The organism is Candidatus Nitrospira salsa (assembly GCF_965152625.1).
The window spans coordinates 1,101,184-1,122,895 of record NZ_CBCUCO010000002.1 but is presented as its reverse complement, the minus strand read 5'-3'; the positions used below and the strand labels follow the sequence as shown (position 1 = coordinate 1,122,895).

General features: G+C 48.6%; 15 protein-coding genes. 6 read left to right on the top strand and 9 right to left on the bottom strand.

Annotated features, from left to right (window positions below; all coding sequences use genetic code 11):
* Positions 1 to 33: 33 nt before the first annotated feature.
* The 6 genes from ACWQXP_RS07000 (at position 34) to ACWQXP_RS06975 (ending at position 11,900) form a co-directional block, all read left to right on the top strand.
* Positions 34 to 3,132: a discoidin domain-containing protein gene (locus ACWQXP_RS07000; RefSeq protein ID WP_454062112.1), complete on the top strand. Its 3,099-nt coding sequence runs from the start codon at positions 34 to 36 to the stop codon at positions 3,130 to 3,132.
* A 56-nt stretch (positions 3,133 to 3,188) separates the two neighbouring features.
* On the top strand, positions 3,189 to 4,577 hold the full coding sequence (locus ACWQXP_RS06995; RefSeq protein ID WP_454062111.1) for a GH1 family beta-glucosidase: 1,389 nt from the start codon (positions 3,189 to 3,191) through the stop codon (positions 4,575 to 4,577).
* Entirely contained in the window at positions 4,570 to 5,652 is a 1,083-nt protein-coding gene (locus ACWQXP_RS06990) for an ABC transporter ATP-binding protein (RefSeq protein ID WP_454062110.1), read from the top strand. The genes ACWQXP_RS06995 and ACWQXP_RS06990 overlap by 8 nt, the downstream gene beginning before the upstream one ends.
* Before the next feature lie 41 nt (positions 5,653 to 5,693).
* Positions 5,694 to 8,822 carry a discoidin domain-containing protein gene (locus ACWQXP_RS06985; RefSeq protein WP_454062109.1) on the top strand — a complete coding sequence of 1,043 codons (3,129 nt, stop codon included), beginning with the start codon at positions 5,694 to 5,696 and terminating at the stop codon, positions 8,820 to 8,822.
* A 143-nt stretch (positions 8,823 to 8,965) separates the two neighbouring features.
* Complete coding sequence (locus ACWQXP_RS06980; RefSeq protein ID WP_454062108.1) at positions 8,966 to 9,235, top strand: hypothetical protein; 270 nt, start codon at positions 8,966 to 8,968, stop codon at positions 9,233 to 9,235.
* A 151-nt stretch (positions 9,236 to 9,386) separates the two neighbouring features.
* On the top strand, positions 9,387 to 11,900 hold the full coding sequence (locus tag ACWQXP_RS06975; protein ID WP_454062107.1) for a sialidase family protein: 2,514 nt from the start codon (positions 9,387 to 9,389) through the stop codon (positions 11,898 to 11,900).
* Between the two features lie 101 nt (positions 11,901 to 12,001).
* Here the strand turns inward: ACWQXP_RS06975 and pfp are convergent, their stop codons facing one another.
* The 9 genes from pfp to ACWQXP_RS06930 form a co-directional block, all read right to left on the bottom strand.
* Positions 12,002 to 13,249 (bottom strand): diphosphate--fructose-6-phosphate 1-phosphotransferase, encoded by a 1,248-nt coding sequence (pfp, locus tag ACWQXP_RS06970; RefSeq protein ID WP_454062106.1) that lies wholly within the window; start codon positions 13,247 to 13,249, stop codon positions 12,002 to 12,004.
* A gap of 34 nt (positions 13,250 to 13,283) precedes the next feature.
* Positions 13,284 to 14,243, bottom strand: a complete 960-nt coding sequence (locus ACWQXP_RS06965; protein ID WP_454062105.1) for a universal stress protein — start codon at positions 14,241 to 14,243, stop codon at positions 13,284 to 13,286.
* A gap of 101 nt (positions 14,244 to 14,344) precedes the next feature.
* A complete protein-coding gene (locus tag ACWQXP_RS06960; RefSeq protein ID WP_454062104.1) occupies positions 14,345 to 15,208 on the bottom strand; it encodes a universal stress protein in 864 nt (287 codons plus the stop codon).
* Positions 15,209 to 15,229: 21 nt separating this feature from the next.
* Positions 15,230 to 16,657, bottom strand: a complete 1,428-nt coding sequence (locus ACWQXP_RS06955; RefSeq protein ID WP_454062103.1) for an MBL fold metallo-hydrolase — start codon at positions 16,655 to 16,657, stop codon at positions 15,230 to 15,232.
* Between the two features lie 316 nt (positions 16,658 to 16,973).
* A complete protein-coding gene (locus tag ACWQXP_RS06950; RefSeq protein ID WP_454062102.1) occupies positions 16,974 to 17,204 on the bottom strand; it encodes a YgaP family membrane protein in 231 nt (76 codons plus the stop codon).
* A 986-nt stretch (positions 17,205 to 18,190) separates the two neighbouring features.
* Positions 18,191 to 18,610: a CBS domain-containing protein gene (locus tag ACWQXP_RS06945; RefSeq protein WP_454062101.1), complete on the bottom strand. Its 420-nt coding sequence runs from the start codon at positions 18,608 to 18,610 to the stop codon at positions 18,191 to 18,193.
* A gap of 96 nt (positions 18,611 to 18,706) precedes the next feature.
* A complete protein-coding gene (locus ACWQXP_RS06940; RefSeq protein ID WP_454062100.1) occupies positions 18,707 to 19,033 on the bottom strand; it encodes a chaperone modulator CbpM in 327 nt (108 codons plus the stop codon).
* Entirely contained in the window at positions 19,026 to 19,991 is a 966-nt protein-coding gene (locus ACWQXP_RS06935) for a DnaJ C-terminal domain-containing protein (protein ID WP_454062099.1), read from the bottom strand. Before ACWQXP_RS06935 ends, ACWQXP_RS06940 begins: the two co-directional genes overlap by 8 nt.
* Positions 19,992 to 20,422: 431 nt before the next feature.
* Positions 20,423 to 21,703: an MgtC/SapB family protein gene (locus ACWQXP_RS06930; RefSeq protein WP_454062098.1), complete on the bottom strand. Its 1,281-nt coding sequence runs from the start codon at positions 21,701 to 21,703 to the stop codon at positions 20,423 to 20,425.
* Between the last annotated feature and the right edge of the window lie 9 nt (positions 21,704 to 21,712).

Genomic DNA, 21,712 nt, shown 5'->3' with positions numbered 1-21,712 from the left:
TCATGGTGGACACCATGCTGGTTATTTGCCGGAATGGCATCCTTGTCAATTGGCGTGTGCGCAGCGGGGGAGAAACCCGCCCATCAAGAAGTCCAATTGTTAGATGGTTTTGAGAATGTCGGGGAATGGACAGCAGACGCCACGGAAGACAGCGATGCATTTGTCAGGACGACAGAAGGCAAGAGAGGCAAGGCGCTCCAACTTTCGTATGAATTCCGGACTTCAGGAGTCGCATACGCACGCCGGGCACTACCACTAGATTTATCAAAAAATTTCGAAATGGTCTTCCAGCTCAAGGGCGATGCCCCACAATCGACCTTTGAGGTGAAGCTGGTTGATGAAAGTGGTGCGAATGTCTGGTGGAAGCAATTTCGTAATTACGAGTTTTCTGATGATTGGACAACAATCCGTATCCGGCGGGACGATTTCCAATTTGCCTGGGGACCAACCAAAGATTCTCATCTGAAGACTATCGCCAACATGGAGTTTGTTATTGTTGGCGCTAACGGTGACACAGGTGCGGTAGAGTTCGATACACTTGAGTTTCGAGCGTTGTCTGAACCGCCGACAGTTGTTCCTCCTGTCATCGCAACAGTCGGTGATGTTCCTGCTCCTACCGCAGTTGACGGTAACTCAAAGACTGTCTGGACGACGTCAAAAGCCACGGACCTCACGCTTGATCTAGGCTTTATGCGCGATCTTGGAGGTCTGACGTTGCGATGGGCCAAAGGGCAGGTCCCCAAAGCGATTGATATAGCAGTTTCAGAAGATGGAAGAGCCTGGACGGAGCCGGACTGGCAATTGAATATAGGACCTTCCTCGACAGGAACCACGAGTTATTTTCGAACAACAGAAGCATTCGGACGTTATATTCGTCTTTCAGTTATACCGAAATCCACAGATCAGATTGTCCTGATGGATGCAACGGTCGAACCACCGGAATTCGGGCAAGATGATAATCACTTCTTGCTCTCCCTCGCTCAGAAAGCACAAAAGGGATTCTATCCTCGCAGTTTCTTTGGTGAGCAGATTTACTGGACGATTGTCGGTGCCCCTCAGGGGGGACGTGCAGCACTGTTGTCAGAAGATGGCGCAATAGAACCAGGACCCGGGGCTTTCTCGATTGAACCGTTTGTGATCGAGAACAATACCGTGAAGAGTTGGGCGAATGCCGAGCATAGCCACAGTCTGCTGGACAAGTATCTGCCTTTGCCACGAGTGCGCAGAACGCATGAGGGATTTACTCTGGATATCAGTGCACATCGCCCCCCTGTGTATCTGAACAAAGACAGTGAGACGGACGGCAACGCCCGCGATGTGGTGACTCGATACCGTGTGGCCAATACCACCACTATCCGGCGAACGCTCACGCTGGCTCTTGCCATTCGCCCAATACAGGTCAACCCGCATACCCAGACACTGAACCTGGTTGGGGGAGCCAGCAGAATTGAACAAATCAGCTGGAATGGTACCGCGTTTCAAGTGAATGAGAACTGGTCTGTCTATCCTGACCTGAAGCCGGACCACGTGTCACTAACGGGCTTTGAACGAGTCGGCTTCCCGCATAGACAACATATGGCAGCAACGACAGACTCACACAGCCTGGCTGCTCCAGGAGGCTTCGGCTCCGGCGTCATGTATTTTCATTTTGATCTGAAGCCAAGTGAGGTTCGCGATGTGACGCTCGTCACCGTGCTCGGAAATGGTGACGTATATACGCCTGATCTAAGCCGCAAGACCATTGAATTCGCCGAACTGGCGGCAGCCGACGAATGGCGTGAGATTCTTGGCCAGGTGGAAATTTCAGGACCTCCTGAATCCATGCAGATTCTCAATGCCCTCAAAACCGCGTTGGCTCATATGATGATTACGCGCGAAGGGCCTGCACTGCGTCCAGGACCACGATCTTATGCTCGTTCGTGGATACGTGACGGAGCCATGATGAGTGAAAGCTTTCTGCGTCTTGGGCTCAATGGGCCGGCAATCGATTTTGCCCGCTGGTACGCACCATATCAGTTCTCGAGTGGTAAAGTACCTTGCTGTGTGGATAAACGTGGCGCTGATCCAGTTGTCGAAAATGACAGCCATGGCGAACTGATTTTTCTGATAACGGATATTTATCGTTACACCAAAGATTCTGCCTTTGCTGAGTCTATGTGGCCTTATGCCGATAAAGCTGCCGCCGCGCTTGATACACTGAGGTTATTGGAACGGACGAAACGCAATCCTGAGGGTGACCGCAAAGCACTCTACGGTCTGTTGCCACCCTCGATCAGCCATGAGGGCTATTCGGACAAACCAGCCTATTCATTTTGGGATAATTTCTGGGGATTAAAAGGGCTGAATGATGCGACTTTTCTTGCTGAGGAACTGAAGCATACCGACCGCTCAGTAGAAATCATGACCGATGCCTCCGAATTTTCCGGGGATATTGGAGCATCCGTCCAGTTGTTGGGTGCAGAGCTTGGATACGTGCCGGGGGCAGCCGACCGAAAGGATTTTGACCCAACATCTACGACAATCGCGCTGTCGCCGACCAATGCCGCAGCAACCCTGCCCCGAGAGTTGCTGGTCGCCACGTTTGAGAAAGCCTGGTCAGAGTTTGTCGCGCGGCGGGATGAGAAAAAGACGTGGGGTGTATATACACCATATGAATTCCGCCAGGTGAGTGCTTTTGTGCGTCTAGGTGAAGTAGAACGTGCTCACGCCTTGCTAGACTTTTATATGGATGACCGCCGTCCGATTGAATGGAACCAATGGAGTGAGGTGATCAGCCGACGTAAACGAGAACCGCATTTTATAGGTGATATGCCTCATACCTGGGTGGGGTCGGATTTCATCCGGGCGGTGCTTGATCTGTTTGCCTATGCAAATACAGAAACGGACTCACTTGTTATCGGCGCTGGCCTGCCAAGCTCTTGGCTTCAAGGTGAAGGGGTCCGGGTGCATGGGCTGAGAACGCCTTATGGCGAAGTTTCCTATACGGCGCGTGATACAGGCGGTCAGGTGCATGTTGAACTAGAAGGATTGACCATGCCTCCTGGCGGCTATCTCCTGCCAACCTTCCAGAAGGGCAACGTCAGAATGACATTCAATGGAAACCCTGTGGACGTTTTCGGAACGCCACCATAAACCGGTTGCTGCGACCATATGAGTTTCAGACGCTTCAAACATGAGGACGAACATATATGAAAAACAATTTGACGTTTCCTGACGGATTTCTCTGGGGTGCTGCCACATCGGCATACCAAATTGAAGGAGCTCCACTGGCAGATGGTGCAGGCCCAAGTATATGGCAGCGTTTTGCCCACACACCAGGAAATACTGTGAATGGTGATACCGGCGACGTAGCCTGCGATCATTACCATCGATGGCGTGAGGACATTGCGCTCATGAAAGATCTAGGGTTACAGGCCTATCGATTTTCTGTGGCCTGGGCCCGTATTTTTCCTGAAGGCAAGGGACGCCGGAATGAGAAAGGTTTGGATTTTTACGAAAAACTGGTTGACGGCCTTCTGGAAGCAGGTATTGAACCTCTCGTAACGTTGTATCACTGGGATTTGCCGGCAGCGTTGGAAGATCGAGGGGGATGGCTCAATCCAGACATTGCGTACTGGTTTGCAGACTATGGAGAAACCATGTATCAGCGGCTGGATGGCCGGGTAAAAAAATGGACGACACTCAATGAACCATGGGTGGTCACTGACGGCGGCTACTTGTATGGCGCACTAGCCCCAGGGCATTCCTGTCACTATGAAACGCCCATTGCCGCGCATAATCTTATGCGCGCTCATGGTGCGGCTGTTCAAGCTTATCGAACTGTCGGGGCACATGAAATCGGCCTTGTCGTCAATATAGAGCCGAAGTATCCGGCTTCAGAGAATCCCAAAGATCTAGCGGCCACCAACCGCGCAGATGCGTATATGAACAGGCAGTTTCTTGATCCTGCACTTCTGGGATCCTATCCGGAGGAAATGAAGGAGATATTCGGTGACGCCTGGCCTGAATGGCCCGCTGAAGATTTCGACCTTATTCGTCAGAAGATTGATTTTATTGGGCTGAATTATTACACCCGTGCCGTAACCTGTGATAAGCCGGACGCCTTACCAGTCAGGGCCGGGACCATTCGACAACCCCATAAGACCTACACCGAAACAGGGTGGGAGGTTTATCCAGACGGCCTGTCCGATACGCTGCTGTGGCTCAAGAAGCGTTATGGAGAGATGCCGCTGTATATCACCGAGAATGGCTCGGCATTTTTTGATCCACCGAAAGCGATGAATGGCCGTGTCATTGATCCATTACGGATGGATTATCTGAATCAGCATCTGTGCGCAATCCGAGCAGCGATTGCGAAAGGCGTAGATGTACGAGGATATATGGCTTGGTCACTCATGGACAACTATGAATGGTCTCTTGGGTACGCCAAGCGATTTGGGATAGTTCATGTTGATTTTGAGACCCTTGAACGAACACCAAAGGATACGGCTCGTTACTATTCGGAAATTATCAAATCCAATGGTTCGATTCTGGACGAACCGTTTCTGCCTCTCGCTGGGCATACGCGTCATGGCTAGTTTGACCCTGAAAAATATTCACAAGAGCTTTGGGAACACCGCCGTATTATCCGGCATTGATCTGGCTGTTGAAGATGGTGAGTTTGCCGTGATTGTCGGCCCTTCGGGCTGCGGAAAGTCCACCTTGTTGCGTACGGTTGCGGGTCTTGAAGATATTGATACAGGAACAATCACCATCGGAGAAAAAGATGTCACAAGGCTTCCGCCTTCGAAGCGTGGGATTGCGATGGTGTTCCAATCATATGCTTTGTATCCGCATATGACTGTCTATGAAAACATGAGTTTCGGAATGAAAATTGCCGGAGCACCTGCGGGAGAAATTGATCAGGCTGTGCGCGCTGCGGCCGATACACTTGGCCTGACAGCATTGCTTGATCGTAAACCAAAAGAACTTTCCGGTGGTCAGCGACAACGTGCAGCCATTGGCAGGGCAACAGTCAGACGCCCGAGCATATTTCTGTTTGATGAACCTCTGTCAAACTTGGATGCCTCCTTACGTGTGAAGATGCGTCATGAATTTGCACGACTGCATGATACGCTTGAGACAACCATGGTTTATGTCACGCATGACCAGGTAGAGGCGATGACACTGGCAGATCGTATCGTCGTTCTGAAGGATGGTCGTATTGAACAGACGGGTTCGCCGCACGAACTGTACAATCATCCTGTCAACCGTTTTGTGGCTGGCTTTATTGGCTCTCCAGCCATGAACTTCCTAGCCGGATCGGTAGTAGAAAGCCGGTCGGATAACATCATTGTTCGACTTAAGAGCGGCGCGACGATTCAAGTGCCTGCCCGTTCTCGAGAACTTTCTCCTGATTCTCTGGTCACGCTTGGTATTCGTCCTGAGCATGTGTCGACAGAAGGCCATCACAATTTTGTAAAGACAGAGGTCATGCTCGTGGAACCACTCGGCAGCCATTCCTATGTCTATCTGGATACGCCAGATACCGATGAGCCACTGATCTTTCGGGGGTCCGGTAATTTTCGTGCCACGAAAGGAGACAGACTGACGGTGTCTATTTCGGCAGACCACTGCCATCTATTCGAGAATCACGGCAAGGTGCTTCGGTAAACTCTTTCGAATCCATCACGGGAAGCCAAAGGAGAACATTGATGACAGTTCATAAAAGAAGCATGTGGTCGTTTTTGACTGCCCTAGCTCTGTTGGTATGGTCCGTGACGCCAGCACTATCGACATCCGACATACCGGCTAAGATACCGTCCAAGGACGCGTGGCGCATTTCCGCATCCTCGATCCAGAGCGAGGAATTCAAACCGGATTACCTGGCTGATGGTGACACTGAGACCCGCTGGTCCAGTCAGCCAAAGGATCAGGAATGGGTTCTCGTTGATCTAGGAAACGTAGTTATGATGACCGGCTTCACTCTCCACTGGGAACACGCGTATTCAAGCCAATACAGCCTCCAGGTTTCTACCGATGCCCAAGAGTGGACCACGGTGTATGTAAATAATGCTAGCGACGGGCAGATGGATGATATCTACATCCGGCCCGTTTCAGGGCGATATGTCCGGCTGGAAACACGGGCGCGAGCAACCGGATGGGGGCATTCTTTGTGGGAATTCGACGTTAAGGGGACAGATGATCTGGTGGAGATCACTGTGGTCTCCGGTGGTGGAAATAATGTTCCGGCCATGATGGATGGTCGGAGAGATACGGTCTGGAAAAGCCAAGCTGTTGACCGAGCGGAATTGCTTCTGGACCTTCGCAAGGCCAGGACGATTTCTGGACTCCGTATAGACTGGGGCCAGCAGTATGCTGGTTCGGTAGAGATGTCAATTTCACTGGATGGAAAGGAATGGAAACAGGTTTCTTCCATTACCAGTTCGGGCTCAGAGGGACAAACCGATTTTGTTCCGCATGAGGCATCAGAGGTGCGCTATATCAGGCTGGTGCTTGCTAACCCTGTAATCGCCGAAGGCGGTTTCGAGATTGGCGATATTTCATTGCGTGGTCCCATGGAAGCCTTCACCCCATTTGTCCAGTTTCAGTTTGATGCTCGAAAAGCTCCTTACGGCGATTATCCTCTTCATTTACGTGGACAGCAAACCTACTGGACGCTGGTCGGTTTGCCAAAGGATAGCGAAGAAAGTCTGTTCGATGAGTATGGCAATCTGGAATTCAGGCGTGATAGTCCCACGCTGATGCCCTATGTCAAAGAAGGTGAAAATCTCTATTCGGCTGCCACAGCTGCAACTATTACCCAAGAATTACAAGATGGGTACCTCCCTGTTCCCTCCGTACAATGGGAAGCAGGCAATGGGCTGCACTTCAGATCTGAAGCCATCACCAGCGGTCCCGTCGATACAAGCATCACGTATGTGCGACATACACTTGAAAATCGCTCCAATGCTGTTCGGTCAGGGGAAATCATCGTCAGTGTCAGGCCCGCACAGATCAATCCCAAGTGGCAATATGGCGGACTCGCTCCTATCAACTCAATTAAATACGAGTACGAAACCGGGAAACCACTACGGATCAACGACAAGAATAGCTACGTCTCCCTTTCGCCCTCCGACAGTTTCCTTGCCCTGCACTATGCCCACGGGGATATTGCCAACAGCCTACGAGGTAAGGGTGTTCCAGGCGCAAGGACGGATCGCGAGGGCGATACGGCATCTATTGATGATGAAACCGGGGCCGGGCTGCTCTCGGCTGCCTGGATATATACGTTTACCTTGAAGCCCGGTGAATCCAAGGAGGTTGTTCTTGCTGCTCCCTTGCATAAGACTCTGTCTAATTTGAAAACCGCCGAGGACTTCGAAACGTTGCAGCAGGAATATGTGACATTCTGGACTAACAAGCTTAACCGAGTGGGCTTTGAACTAGCAGATAAGGCAGTCGAAGATACGGTGAAATCTCAAGCAGCCTATATTCTGTTGAACAATGATGGCGTGGTCATCCAGCCTGGAGCGCGTAGCTACAACCGGACTTGGATGCGGGACGGCGCGATGATTTCTTCCACGCTCATGCGACTGGGTTTTTTCGAGGAGGTTAAGGAATATCTCGACTGGTATGCCGAACGCGTTGAGCCCGATGGACTCGTGCCTCCTATTCTCAGCAACAACGGTCAGGTATATGACGGATGGGGAAGAAATATCGAATGGGACAGTCAGGGTCAGTTCATTTATGCGATCATGGAGTACTATCGTTTTACCGGTGATCGGGATTTTCTGGCAAAACATTTTGATGCTGCTCACCGGGCAATGAAATACCTGGTCACATTGCGAGCGCGTACGCTTGATCCAGACTCTTACGGAAAACTTGAGTCTGGTGAACGCCTGAAAGGCATATTACCCCCGTCCATCAGCCATGAAGGTTTCATCAAACCCGTACACAGCTATTGGGACGATTTCTGGGCTATTTGTGGCTGGGCAGACGGTATTGAAATGGCTGAGATCCTTGGTCGGGAGGAGATCGCAGGCTGGGCGAGGATTGAGGCAAAAGATTTGAGAACAAGCGTTAGGGAATCCATTGAAAAGACCATTGCCTGGAAGTCCCTCGACTATATTCCTGGAGAAGCGGATCAGGGCACTCCCGACCCGACCTCCATTGCCATTGCCCTGTTTCCCACTGAAGCAAGGCATGTTCTTCCGGTAGATATTCTGAAACAGACGTTTCGGAATTACTACCGGATGGTGATGGAACGCGATACAGGGTTGGAATCCTATGCCTATACGCCTTACGAAGTACGAAATATTCTGGCTCTGACCACCCTCGGGTATCGAAAGGAAGCATTCGACTTGCATGAAGTTTTATTCAAGGGCAGGCGCCCGGCGAATTGGAATCAATTTGCTGAGGTTGTCCATTCCGAAAGCCGCAAGGGGACATATATCGGTGACATGCCGCATACGTGGGTCGGGTCGGGGTATGTCAATTCGGTCCGTGGTCTCATCGTGATGGAAGAAGACGATAGTAAAATCCTCAACTTGCTGTTTGGCACTCCGCGCGAGTGGCTTGTGGATGATGGTATTTCCCTTTCTGATTTTCCCACACATTTCGGAAAACTCATGATGCAGGCGAAATGGAATGACAACGAGCAGAGCCTGAATGTCGATGTCAACCTGCCGCAAGGCACTGCTAAGAAAATTTATGTTCGCTGGCCAATCCACAAAGATGATAAGCCCGAGCAGCTTATAGTAGAGAACAATGAACACTATCACGTTGATGAGCACGGCATATGGTTAACAGGCACGACTTTCCGATTAGTTGCCAAATGGTAGAATATTGATATGATCTTCTTATAAGGATGCAAAAAAAGGGAGCGCTTTACAACGTCATTCCACTGTCGAGTATGCGCACCGGAATCCATCAAAATCTGAAACACTGACAACATTGAAGCACGATTGTTAACCGCTTGGAGTAGATGGCAAAAAACCCGGGAAGTGGCACACGGCTTTCGAGGACGCTGCACGAAAATGGTATTATCATCTTAATCGACCGCAGTTTAAAGATTTGCGCATTGCCATTGGATGGTAATGAACAGGATGTGCCGGGTGTTCTTCAGGCGCTCTTGTCATTTTTGCATCTTACCAACATAGTTAGGGCTAAACTTTCAACACCAATAGTAGATCATCTCGTAGATGACCGTGACATCACGGCCGCCAAAAACCCTTGTCAAATTCTTGAAAACTGAGACGGATAGTGATGGCGCAGCCAGATAGCGTGATTTGTTAATCTGAAATGAAAAATGAACACCTCGATAGCTGGAGTTGGTGGGATGATCCTCACCAGTCAATCTTTACCATGCAACTGGACAATAGAGTGATACGTAAGGATATTGGTTGATGGCTTTAAAATCACAAAAAATTCTATCGGTATTCGGGATTCTGTGTGTCATGTTGATGGGGCTGCAATTCGTGAACGTTGTCGGAGCAGCCACATTGCGTCACGCTAAAAATATGAGCTTTCCATCACAATGTGTGGAAGAAGACAACGTGAATATTCCGATCTATGGCGGCTATGTGTCCGAATACCAAATTACTTCGACATTTCCAACCTATTATCCACTCTCAACTGGTCAGAAGGATCTCTGTCTTTCAGACATCACGAATTGCGAGCAGGCGTGGGACATGCGACCAACCGCGCAGATTGCATATTACGATGCAGCGCAACAGACGATGAAATTTGCCTGGCAGTCGCCTGGCTATTATTGGTATCCGATTGAAAGACCGGATGCGGTCAATGCCGATATCGGTCGCTTTGTGTCACTGGCGTATCCGCCGACAGATAGACATTGGGTAGGTTTAGCCGCGCCGCCCGCCATAGCCTATTATGACGCCCTAAATCACAGACTTATGTACATTGTCCGGGATACAAAAGGGAACTGGAGTCAGCCTGAGGTCGTCGATGACGTTGGCGATGTTGGGCAATATGCCGCTTTACGTATTAGCCGAGACCGGGTACATCACATCGTTTATTATGATGCGGACAATGGAAATTTAAAATATAGTCACAAGAGTGATCCCGAAAAGGTGGGCGGATGGGCTACCCCAACGATCCTGGATAAGAGCGGCAATGTCGGGCAGCATGCGACACTGGCGATCGGCCCAGATGGCAGACTGCATGTGGCGTACTACGATGCGGACACCAAAAATTTAAAATACGTCACTAAGGATGATAGAGATGAATGGTCGGTGCCAATCGTCTTAGATGCCGTCGGAGACGTCGGATCTTACGCCTCAATGTCCGTATATTATGAGGGTCGAAAAGAGAAAATGAACGGAGCGTATGAAGGACGCTATCCACATATCGCCTATTACGATGCAAGCAATGGGAATTTAAAATACATCTTCCTGGATCAACAGGGATGGGCAGCGCCGGTGGTGCTCGATGCAGTGAAAGATGTCGGCCAATATGCCTCGATGGCATTTGGTCCGGATGGCGCTTTGCATGTCGCATACTATGATGCCACGAATAAAGACTTAAAATATCTACACAAAGAAGCCACCGCGGCACATTGGTCGGAGATGATCGTTCTGGATGCGATGGGGGATGTCGGCCGCTTTGCTTCGTTAGGAGTGTCTGCGAGAGGACATCCCAATATTGCCTACTACGATGCAGACACCCAAAGTTTAAAATTTCTGTCGAAGACGAAAAAAACTGCACCGCATTGGGACATTCCCCAGGTGATTGCATCCGGGACTGCCGGTCAGTATGCGAGTTTAGTCACTTCAGGGTTTGTGGACCTTGTCGATCTCCAAGGCATGGACCTCTATAACGACGGTGAAGTGGCGGTCCGAGTCATGGATGTATCCGGGTGGGCTTTTGAATCGGGGATGGCTGTCCACATCGTGGGGGGGGAATCAAGACCGGACCACGATTTCATCCAATTTCTTAAACGAGCAGACGAGGAGCACGATCCCCCGCAAATATTTGTCCTCTATGCTAACGGATACGCACGGATCATTCCGCAACCGCCAGTGGGGCGGGAGGATCGTGTCTGTTTTGGGGCATCGATAATCGTTGGACCTGCAGAAGAACATCCAGTGTATCCGAACACGGCGATCGAGAGATTGGATATCGATCCGAAAAAGATGACCATTAAGGTAGGGTATAAGAATGGGTCGTCAGCGGTGTTACATCTACAAGCTGAACCGGGTAGGACGACGGTACGTGTAACGGATGTGACGTATGACACCGTTAGCAAGCCATTTGTCACCATGCGGTCCATGTGGGTGGCCGATGATAACAGTGACATTGCCAGGATACAGGCTGCATCGTTGCCGGGGATTATGCAAACGTACACGATCGTTCCCAAATATGGGGAATGGGGAATCCTACCAGGCGACTCCTGGTTTTTTTATCGGCCATTTTACTCGCGACACAATACATCCGCCCCGGATTTCAAAGTCGAAGTGCTGGAACCCCAAGGATATGTCGTAACCAAGCAGGCAGAGGACTATCGCTCTGGCACAATGATGAAAGTACCGCGTAAGACGGCCTCCGGAAAATTTACGGTACGAGGGCCGGGGAAAGCGAATTATGTGTTGAATGTAACAGATGGCATTTCGAACCCGTACCTTCGCATGCGGTATACCAAGGGGAAAAGCGCTGGTGATGTAGTCCATTTGTTGTTAGATGGTCAACGACAGTCGACCATTAAGATAGCCGATGAAGGATCCCTCGGTGATTATGGGATGACGGAAGACATACGGCTATTGGATAGGCTCTCCGCCGGTACCCACACGATGACATTCGATGTGCAATCGGATACCGATGCATTGGAGTTAGATTATTTCGTCATCCACAACAAAGTCGAAGATCCGGAAAGAGTTGCCACGTCGCGTGAGAATAACTAAAAGAACGTCCTTGTCTATATCTAGACACGAATTGATCGTTTGAAATCCTTCATTCGCAATTTGTTTAATGAAAACCATCTTGCATATGAGGTATTCTGCTGTTAGATCGATGAAGAAAACGTCGCGCAAAACTCGTGAGGGGACATATTGAGAATATCTGCGTAGCAACGTATCCTGGAGTCATTGTTAAAGTCTTCGGGTGTGAGACGAGCCATATACGCTCTCGCAATCCTGTAATATTCAGAGTTGATATCCACCATTCGCACTTTGGTTCGTCCTGATTCGTGATCAAGGATATCCTTGAAGGGCATCGGAGAGAATTGCCCGTTGTCAATTGTGACCATGGCGGCGTTCCCCCCATCGAGGAGAAATTGCGCTGCACAATATCCAAGATCCCGCGTATATTCCATATCAAAAGGAATTGGGTCGGCACACCGCAGCTCATATCCAATATTTTTAGATACTAACGTCATCTTGATCCCATGAGATTGCAATTCTTTGGCGACATAATCTTTCAAGATTTTCCCAATATCAAGTTCAGCTAATCGAATATGACCGTGCTCGTCATGTTCGATGAGCCCTAAGTTAGTCAACTCTTCTTGGGTAAGACATTCCCCCAACCCTTCGGCTATCACCACGACGCCATCGTTTCGATTCTGACTCAGTCGCTTCACGATTGCACCGACGACTATTCTCGACAATTGGGCCAGCGTCACCTTTTTCTTCTGAAATTCCTCAGGAATGACAGTCAATGTGGCGCCAGCGGCTTTGCCGATTCCCAAAGCCAAATGTCCCGCTTTTCGGCCCATGGTGATTGCAAAATACCATCGAGAAGTTGTTTGTGCATCAATCATGAGATTCCGGACGATTTCAACCCCAAGATGTCGTGCCGTTTGAAAGCCAAATGTCGGTATTCCACGGGGTAAACACAAATCATTGTCAATAGTTTTAGGAACATGGACAACTTGGAGTCGCCCATCAGCGATTTGCTCCAATTTTAACGCAGAAAAAGCCGTATCATCTCCACCTATCGTAATTAAGGCGGAAATCTTTAGTGCCTCAAGTGAGGTTAAGGTATTGGTTAAGTGCTGTGTATTGTTCGTGGGGTTGGCGCGTGAGGTTCCCAAACATGATCCGCCACGAAAATGGATGTGGCTGACAGACTCTCGGGTGAGTGGATAAATTTTTGACGTATCTCCTTGCATGATCCATTGAAATCCATCTTGTATTCCCACAACTTCTGCACCACAAAGGATACTTCGTATTGTCGCTGCCTCGATGACACTATTGATCCCTGGAGCTGGTCCTCCACCGACAAGAATACCGAATTGAGGCGTTGGTTTCTGCATGATGTGTCTTGCGTGTGTATGAGAAGATGACGTGTCAGGACTCGCGCCGCTGAGACCTCTTAGGTGTTGAAGGTTTCCGAACCACCAACACGGAACATGTCGCATGACACGCCACTCTGTTCGAAACGCTCCCTAAAAAGAACTTACGTAAACCAGTGGTCCCGCGAGACCCCAGCACAATCACATCACATTTCTTTCGTTCTGCAAGGATGAGGAGTTGCTCGGCTGGGTGGCCATATGCCAATTTTTTCTGCACGTGTAAATCCATTTTTTCTAGCAGGTCAACGTACACGCCTAGCATTTTTTCGGCTCGGTGTATTGGAGTGCGTTGGACTGTTGACGCCAACGGTTTCACTGCGTCATTGTCCGGCTTCTTTGTATGCGCAGTCAAGTGAGTGTCCAAAGTGGGTTGTTCGTTTACGGTCGAACAGACAATGATTTTGCTTGAAGGAGGAAACTTCAATTGACGGAAAATATTGACCGCTGCTTTGGCATCATCTGAACCATCCATCCCTACCAATATCTTCATACCAGAAGCACGGGAAATCCTCTGTGTTTCAGATTCACCTCTCACGATTAAGACTGAGGAGGGGGCTTCAGTCAGCACCCATTCGCTGACGCTCCCAAGCAAAAATCGTTGACAAACTGTACGCCCATATGTCCCAAGCACTGTCAGATCGATGTCGTGTTTTTCAATGGCATCGAGTATAGTTGCCCCTGGAATTCCAGTGTCAACTAAGGGAATAATCCTGAGGTTGGGCTTCCAGCAGGCTTCTGCCATCCTATTCACTAGATCCCAAGCCTTCTTTCTTTCACGATCATGGGCAAGCGAGGCTGGGTCATCGTGTTTCCCCCGAGCCTTAGACGATGAGGGTAGCGGCTCGACAACCATTAAGATCCTGAGTGTCGATCGTAAAGGGAAATGCACTTGCCTCAGAAATTGAATCGTGTTCTGGCTGTGCGTGGAATCGTCAACGGCAAGTAAGATATTCATCTCAAATACATCGTCCCTTTTTTCTCGTATAGAGACATCTTCTCGTGTTCATGGTCCTTCCTTCTCTCAAGGGGCATTAGCCAATGAAGGCGCTCTCTGTCTTATTTCAAGAGTAACACCGAATATGTCCCGTGATGGATCACCGAATGTGAAACACTCCCCAAGAGAAATCGATTCAACGTATCTTTTTTTTGTCTTTCCATGACAATCAAGGTGGCCCCGAGTCTTCGTGCTTCTTCATGGATGACGATGGAGGGCGCTCCAGATCTCACGATTGTCGATGTGGCATAGCCTACAGCAGATAGGCGTGTGGCGATCTCATTCGTGAATTGTTCGCTATCTTCGATGAGGTTTTTCCTCATAGATTCTGGAATGAGCGCACCCACAGGAAGAACGGGTTGTGCGAATGGTATGACATGAAGAAACGTCAGGTGAACCTTTCCTCGAAACGGATGTGTACTGAGGAACGAAACAATATGCTCAGCATCTGTCTTGTGTTCTATAGGAACCAGAACGTTCTGGAAGGAGTCATTCTTACCTTTCACGACCAGTGTGGAACAGGGCGTATGAGTCATCACTCGATGCGAGACACTCCCAAGAGCTTGCTCTCGAATGACTCCGAGACCGCGTGAACCAACGATGATAAGATCGGGTTTCTCACGTTCAGATATTGAAAGAATCACTTCTGCGGGGTGGCCTAGCTCAAGTCGTTGATGAATTGGCCCAAGATCATCTGGTAATTGTAACGCAACATCTTCGAGTATCCGGGTTCCGTCTTCCCGTAATGCCTCTTCCGCATGTTTAGAAAACTCATGGCCAATACTCATTCCCGTTCCCGGATATGCCAATTGTGGGACTTGAAGAGCATGGAGCAGAAGAATATCTTCCATGGGAGCCAATGCCTTTAGATTTTGAATGATCAATGTCGTATGCTCTGATCCATCAATGGCAACCACAACTTTCATCGATTGCTCCTTTCCCCCTTTTCAACGATCACCGGCTTGATGAAGCGACTCAGAGGAGTGGAGTGAGGGATTGACGACTTGCGCTTCCCACGCATCGAATCCTCCAATGAGATCTTTGATATTGGTAAAACCGTGCTGTTCTAGGAGACTGACGGCGATTGATGATCGATACCCATTCGCACAATGAGTCACGATGGGATGATCATTCGGAATTTCTTGAAGATGCATCGTGAGTTTTGGCAGCGGAATATTTCGACTATCATCGATGTGTCGTTGTTGCCACTCTTGTTTTGATCGAACATCCAAAATATGAGGCCGATGAGCCGTCATGATGAGTTCACTGAGGTGGGTTGCGGAAAGACGGTCTGTTTGAAGCGTCAGTTCAGGAGTGGACGCGAGGGCAGACACACCTCGCTGAAGATAGCCGACAACTTGCTCGAGCCCAACTCGAGCGAGTCGAATCAAGGCCTCTTTTTCCTGGCCGGAATTCGCAAGAAGCACGATCGGATGTTCGCGGTTGAGTATAGTGGCCGACCATATCTCAAAGTTCCCATCAAGGGAAATGTTCAAACTTCCACACAAGTGTCCTGTGGCAAACTCTTCGGGGGTTCTCACATCAAGAATCTGGGCTCTATCACTTTTGAGGTGAATGACTTGATCGAGTTCGAGTGGATTCAGTGACTCCTCGATCTTTTTACTCATCGTTGGATGATCGCGTCGATTCAGAAACGCGATATAGCTAAAGTATTCAGGAACCTCAGGACGATCGGTCGTCATTAACGTGATAAATGCATTTTTCGTCATCGGCTGTAAGGCATGGTTGCTCTGACGTTGCGTGCCAATGCTCGAAACATGTTCTATTCCTAATGTTTTCCCGCACACAGAGTCGCCATGCGTGGGATATACGAGGACTTCATCAGGTAAGCTAAGAAGCTTATCGTGCAGTGAATTGTAGAGCTGTCCCGCCATTACAGATGGGCTATATCCATTTTCCGTTATCAAGTCTGGGCGTCCCACATCACCAATAAGTAACGTGTCGCCAGTGAGGACCGCGTAAGGCTGTTCTCGTGACTTTGATTGGTCATACACGATGATCGATATACTTTCTCGCGTATGTCCAGGCGTCTCGATGATATTGAGACGAACAGCACCAAGCTCAACGTCGAACCCATTACGCATGGGACGAAAGGCATAGTCGGCATGTGCCTGAGCGCTTAAGCAAATTTCAGCGCCTGTTTGTTGGTGAAGTTCCAGGTGGCCAGCGACGAAGTCAGTATGGAAGTGAGTAAGAAATACGTATCGAAGTGTAAGCTGATGGATTTCGAGATCCTCGAGATATCGATCAATATCACGTTGCGGGTCCACCACGGCTGCTAGGTGAGCCTCTTCGTCGCCGATAAGATAGGATGCGTGCGATAGACTCTTTAAATAATATTGCTTGAAGAGCATGATATCCTCCATTTTCACGATTCTCAGGAACTCTACAAACCATGACGTGAGGTAGAGGACCGTTCGATCTCGGTAGAGGGTTATTTTCTTTTCCCGCGTATTAAAACCACTATGCCGATGACTCCAATAACGAGGGTCAGGATCCCAAAGAAGTATACGTCATCCATGATTGTCGAACTTCCTCTTTGACATCCTGAGGTCATGATACCTATCTATAAGATTAGAAATTTTTTCTTGGGACGGATTACGCATCTTAGTTAATGAGTTGAATTGCATTAAATAGACTGCGCTATCGGATAATTTTCTCTAATCGCATTTAGGAACCCTTTGCATGGGTATGATGACATGTGTTGACGCCCAATAAGCGCCAGGCTGGACAAAATCCCAAGAGGCCTGTTAGGAGGGCAACAATTCCGAGAATGAGTGTGAGCATTGATCCCCACATCGGAAGAGCCGTTAACCCACCAATTGCCAACAGCGTCAAGCCCAATCCCACACGGATGATTCTTTCAATATGTCCAATGTTGTGTTCTGAATCGCATTTCATACGACACCCCCTTGCAAAAGCATTTGTGATGCAATCTTGAAATATCTAAGCATCAAGAGTCATGCCAGGAGGACATGGCCTTATTCTGGGAAGATTTGTTAAAAGTTTCGCTCAGGCAAGCTGGAAACTGTCCCTTTTCTCTACACCCTTGCTTGAAGAGGAGTTCCAGAACGCAGCAAGAGGTAAAGTCAGAAGACAACCTTTATATAATCTTTTGATTTTTTCTCAGTACCTCTGCTCCGACGCCTGCAGGCTCTAGCCGTGCCACGACTCTTTTATAGGGTCGATGTGTGTTCTTGCGTTCTACCGGGCATGTGTATGCCGTGAGGAGAGATGAGGTTTCGCTAGCGTCCTCTGAGTGAACACCTCTCATAGTGGGCGGGGCTTGTTTAAGCGCAGTGAGTTGGCCTGCGCCACCACTATAGCGAATCCAATTAATTTCCAGTTAATTATTAAGACTGCCACAACGTAATATTACGCCTCAAACATCGAAAGTCATTTGAAGCGGCTATAGGTGTTCAGCTCATCCGATGAGTCTGGCCTGGGCGTTACTGGTTTGGGACCTCGTGTCACGTTCAAAACTTTGAACATCCCAAGCATGACATTTTTATCAAAGCCTCATGACAAGGTAAGACCATGAATTTCCATGAAGTCTAGGTTGAATCCATACGAGTGCCGAAACGCAAGGGCCTCGGCCGCCGGGACTCGCCTGGACTCGGACATCTTTAATGCATACCTCAGTTAGATTATTGAGTTAGGTTGGATCATGTAGGTGAGGAACGCATGGTCTTGCATGTATCTTGTCCAAGCATACCGACTAGAGTATTTGGATTTCAATAATTAGAGGAATAAGAAGTCAGGGGTTTTTGGGAAGGCAAGCGAATTTCTCTGAACGTTTTCGTCGGTCTTTTAAATGAAGTTTGTCTGTCTTCTAAAATTATCTGTGGGTATTTACTGGCAGGTTTCCTATATTGTCTTAACGATCATCAACCTCCGTAGACATTGAGCAGATTTGGTTCAATCATATGATCAAGAATGTCTGATCGTGCGATTAATCCAATAAGCCTCCCATCGCGGACCACCGGTACACGAATAATTCGATGAGTAAGCATAATTTGGATAACTTCTTTAGCCGTATCAGTTTCTTTTACAGAAATAGGGAGTGCATTCATAATATCTCCTGCTGTGATGACAGACAAATCTTTCCCGTTGCTCAAGGCTTGTAAGAGATCAAACTCTGTAACCATTCCTACGAGCAGGCTTCCTGACTCAATCACGGGCATTCCACTAAAGGTATCCGATTGCAATAAGACGGCAAGGTCTCGCGCACGGTATTGGCGTGTGACCGCCGCAACTCTGGTCGTCATCATGTCTCGAACTTTTTTGCGAAGATTGAACTCTTGCATGGTTCTCTCCTTCATGAGGTCGCATGGTTGTGCCTTCGATCAACAGGACTCAAGTGACACGTGTATTGATTTTGTGAAAAGTGGGTGCGTTCGGTCTTATTGGTTTCGTGAGTGAAGAAGGTTTTGCTCAAGATCTTCAATCCGCTCTAACAGCTCTAATGCCACGGCTACCCCGGCCCAATTAATACCTAAATCGCGATGCAGTCGGAGTCCACGGGAAAGCCTCTCTAAGGCTTCGGCTTCAAACAGGTCTTGCCCTTCTTGATCAGTATTTGATGTATGGACGATTTCCCATCGTAGACATACCTCCAAGAGTTCATCGCCGATCCCTAATTGAGTACAGAGTTCCTCTCGTCGATACCATTCTGGCTGAAAAAGTTCGGCGATGACTTGATCAATATCTTGCCTTGGTTCGTCAGGCATGGGTTGCCTCCTTGATGAGATGGTCCCGCGGGTTCGGATGATCAATGGTCTTGAGCTGTTGATAAAGCTCTTGTTCATGGCTAGTCATTTCAGTAGGTAGGGTGATGTCAAGAATGACAATCTGATCGCCGTGTTTTCCTCCTCGTGACGGTAACCCCTTCCCGCGGAGCCGCATTTTCTGTTTGGATTGACTCTTGGGTGGAATTTTCAGTCGCACCGGGCCTGTTAATGTCGGGACTTCTACGTCTGTTCCCAATGCTGCTTCCCATGGCCAGATGGGAAGCGTCACTGAGAGGTGGATGCCTTGTTTCTGAAAGACAGGATGCGGTAATGCATGAATGCGGAGATACAGATCACCCGATGGTCCTCCTCCTCGACCAGGTGCGCCTTTTCCTTTAACCCGTAGGCGTTCGCCTTCTTTGACGCCCTTGGGAATTCGGACGTCAATGATATGCGGTTTTCCAGTCGCATCAGTTAATTCCAATCGTCGGGTAGTCCCAGACAAAAAGTCTCGAAGCGGAAGTTGGACCGCTGCTTCCAGGTCAGCACCGGGCATAGCAAATCCTCGAAACGACGCCCCTGCATTTTTCGCTTCTCGTCCAAAAAGATCAGAGAAGATATCGCTAAAATCCTGGCCTTTTCCTTGTGTATAGAATGTTTCCCATCCCCCGGATGGCTCCTGTGCCCCTGACTCACGTTGGGCACGCTGATAGGCCTCCGCTTCCTTCCATTGCATACCATATTGATCATATTTCTTACGTGAGTCTTCATCACGTAAGACTTCATAGGCCTCATTTAATTCTTTAAACTTTTGTTCCATTTCAGCTTTTTTTTCGCCAGGATGGAGGTCAGGATGATATTTTCTGGCTAAACGACGGTAGGCTTTTTTGAGGTCGTCTGCGGAAGTAGTTTTTTCAATACCGAGGATGTCGTAATAATCGCGTGGTGTAGTAGGCATGAGATAGCGAAACCGTACTCTAAATAATTTTTTCTAAAGAAGTATCCTATCGAAAAGTCTTACGAATTTCGAATTGATTGTAAGTGGGCAATAAGAAGCCGTAATGGTCTATCACTCACTCAGCCATGAGGACGCCCCTTTACAATCCAAAATTTTTTTCATCTCTGTTATATCGCAATGACTATCTGTTTCGAAAATTAGGTTGGCCTATCGCAAATCATGTATCAGGTGATTTTAATGATGAAGGTCAGCAAAGATCAATGAAAACCCGTTGTCCTATATCTTTCTTGGGGACAAAAGAAAAATGGGAAGAATCGGTGGGGAAATGTGGGACGCAGAAAACTTGAGTCTGTGTAGCAGAAAGGGACTCTTTCATTTTTTAAAACATTGGCTAAAAAAGAGATTTGACCAGTGATCGATAACCAAGTTCCTTAGCCTATCGCCACGATTCCTAATGCGCCGGCGGCTAAACTTACCCCAATGCCAGGCATCACGTGCTTAGCAAGTCCCCGTCCTCCGAGCCACGTGGCAAGAAGGCCCTTGACAATCGTATTGGTCATCGCAGCAAGGGTAATCATGATTGCCGCAGACCACGAATTGAGCCCTTCTAAGTGAAATTGTATGACTGAGAGGGTAATGGCATCCACATCAGTGGTCCCAGCTAAAAGACTCGAGGCATACAGGCCAAGATTTCCAAGGTATATCTGAGCAGCTTTGGCTATAAATAATACGGCAGCAAACAACAAGCCAAACGTTAGTGCTGATTTGAGCTCAAAGGGGTTTCGATGGTGTACAGAGGCGCTTTCGGGTGGCAAATGGGAAGACTTCGAGTATAAGACCCACGCCATCCCATATCCACTTAACGCCATCGCTGCTAATGGGGCGATGAGAACTGGAAGGAGATCGACATTTAAAATGCCGACAATTACCAAGACTCGCACAAACATGGTGCTGGATGCCATAAGAATCGCCGTAGCTCCAGGTAAAGAAAGGTTGGGTGAATGTTTGACCTGACCAGCCAAGCTCATAGTCACGGCAGTCGATGAAACTAACCCTCCAAGAATGCCTGTAGTGGCCAACCCCTTTGCGGCTCCGATCATCCTGGTTGCAATGTAGCCTAAGAAGCTAATTCCTGCTACGAGAACGACCATGATTCCAATGTTAAATGGGTTCAGAACATGAAGTGGTCCAAAGGTCATATTGGGAAGGAGTGGCAAGACAACTAACGCCAAAATGACAAATTTGGCCGTTGCATAAATGTCGTCATCTGAAACATGAGTGATGGCTTGATGGAGTGGCTCTTTAAACGATAAAAGGGCCATGACGACTGAAGCACTTGCGATAATCAAGAGATATCGGTGAGTGGCGTCTAGTTGGAGGTTGGGTAGAAGCGCAAGGACTCCAAGAAGAAATGTAATGAGAGCTGCGATGGGTGTCGTCATACCAGATGCCGGATGTTTCCCACGCTCTTTATTATAGGAAACGACCAAAAATCCTCCTACAACAAGAAGGGTTCCCAGGATCGGCCAAAATCCAAGTGTTTGACCGAGCAATGCTGAGAGAGCTCCAGCTAAAGCAATTAACGGAAAAGTGCGAACTCCACCAGGACCAGGACGCTGCGCTGCTGTCTTGTCTTGTTGTCGCTCTAGTCCAATTAATGCTCCAGCTGCTAAGGCGACGAAAAATCCAAAAAATGTTTCCTCGAATGACATAATAAAACT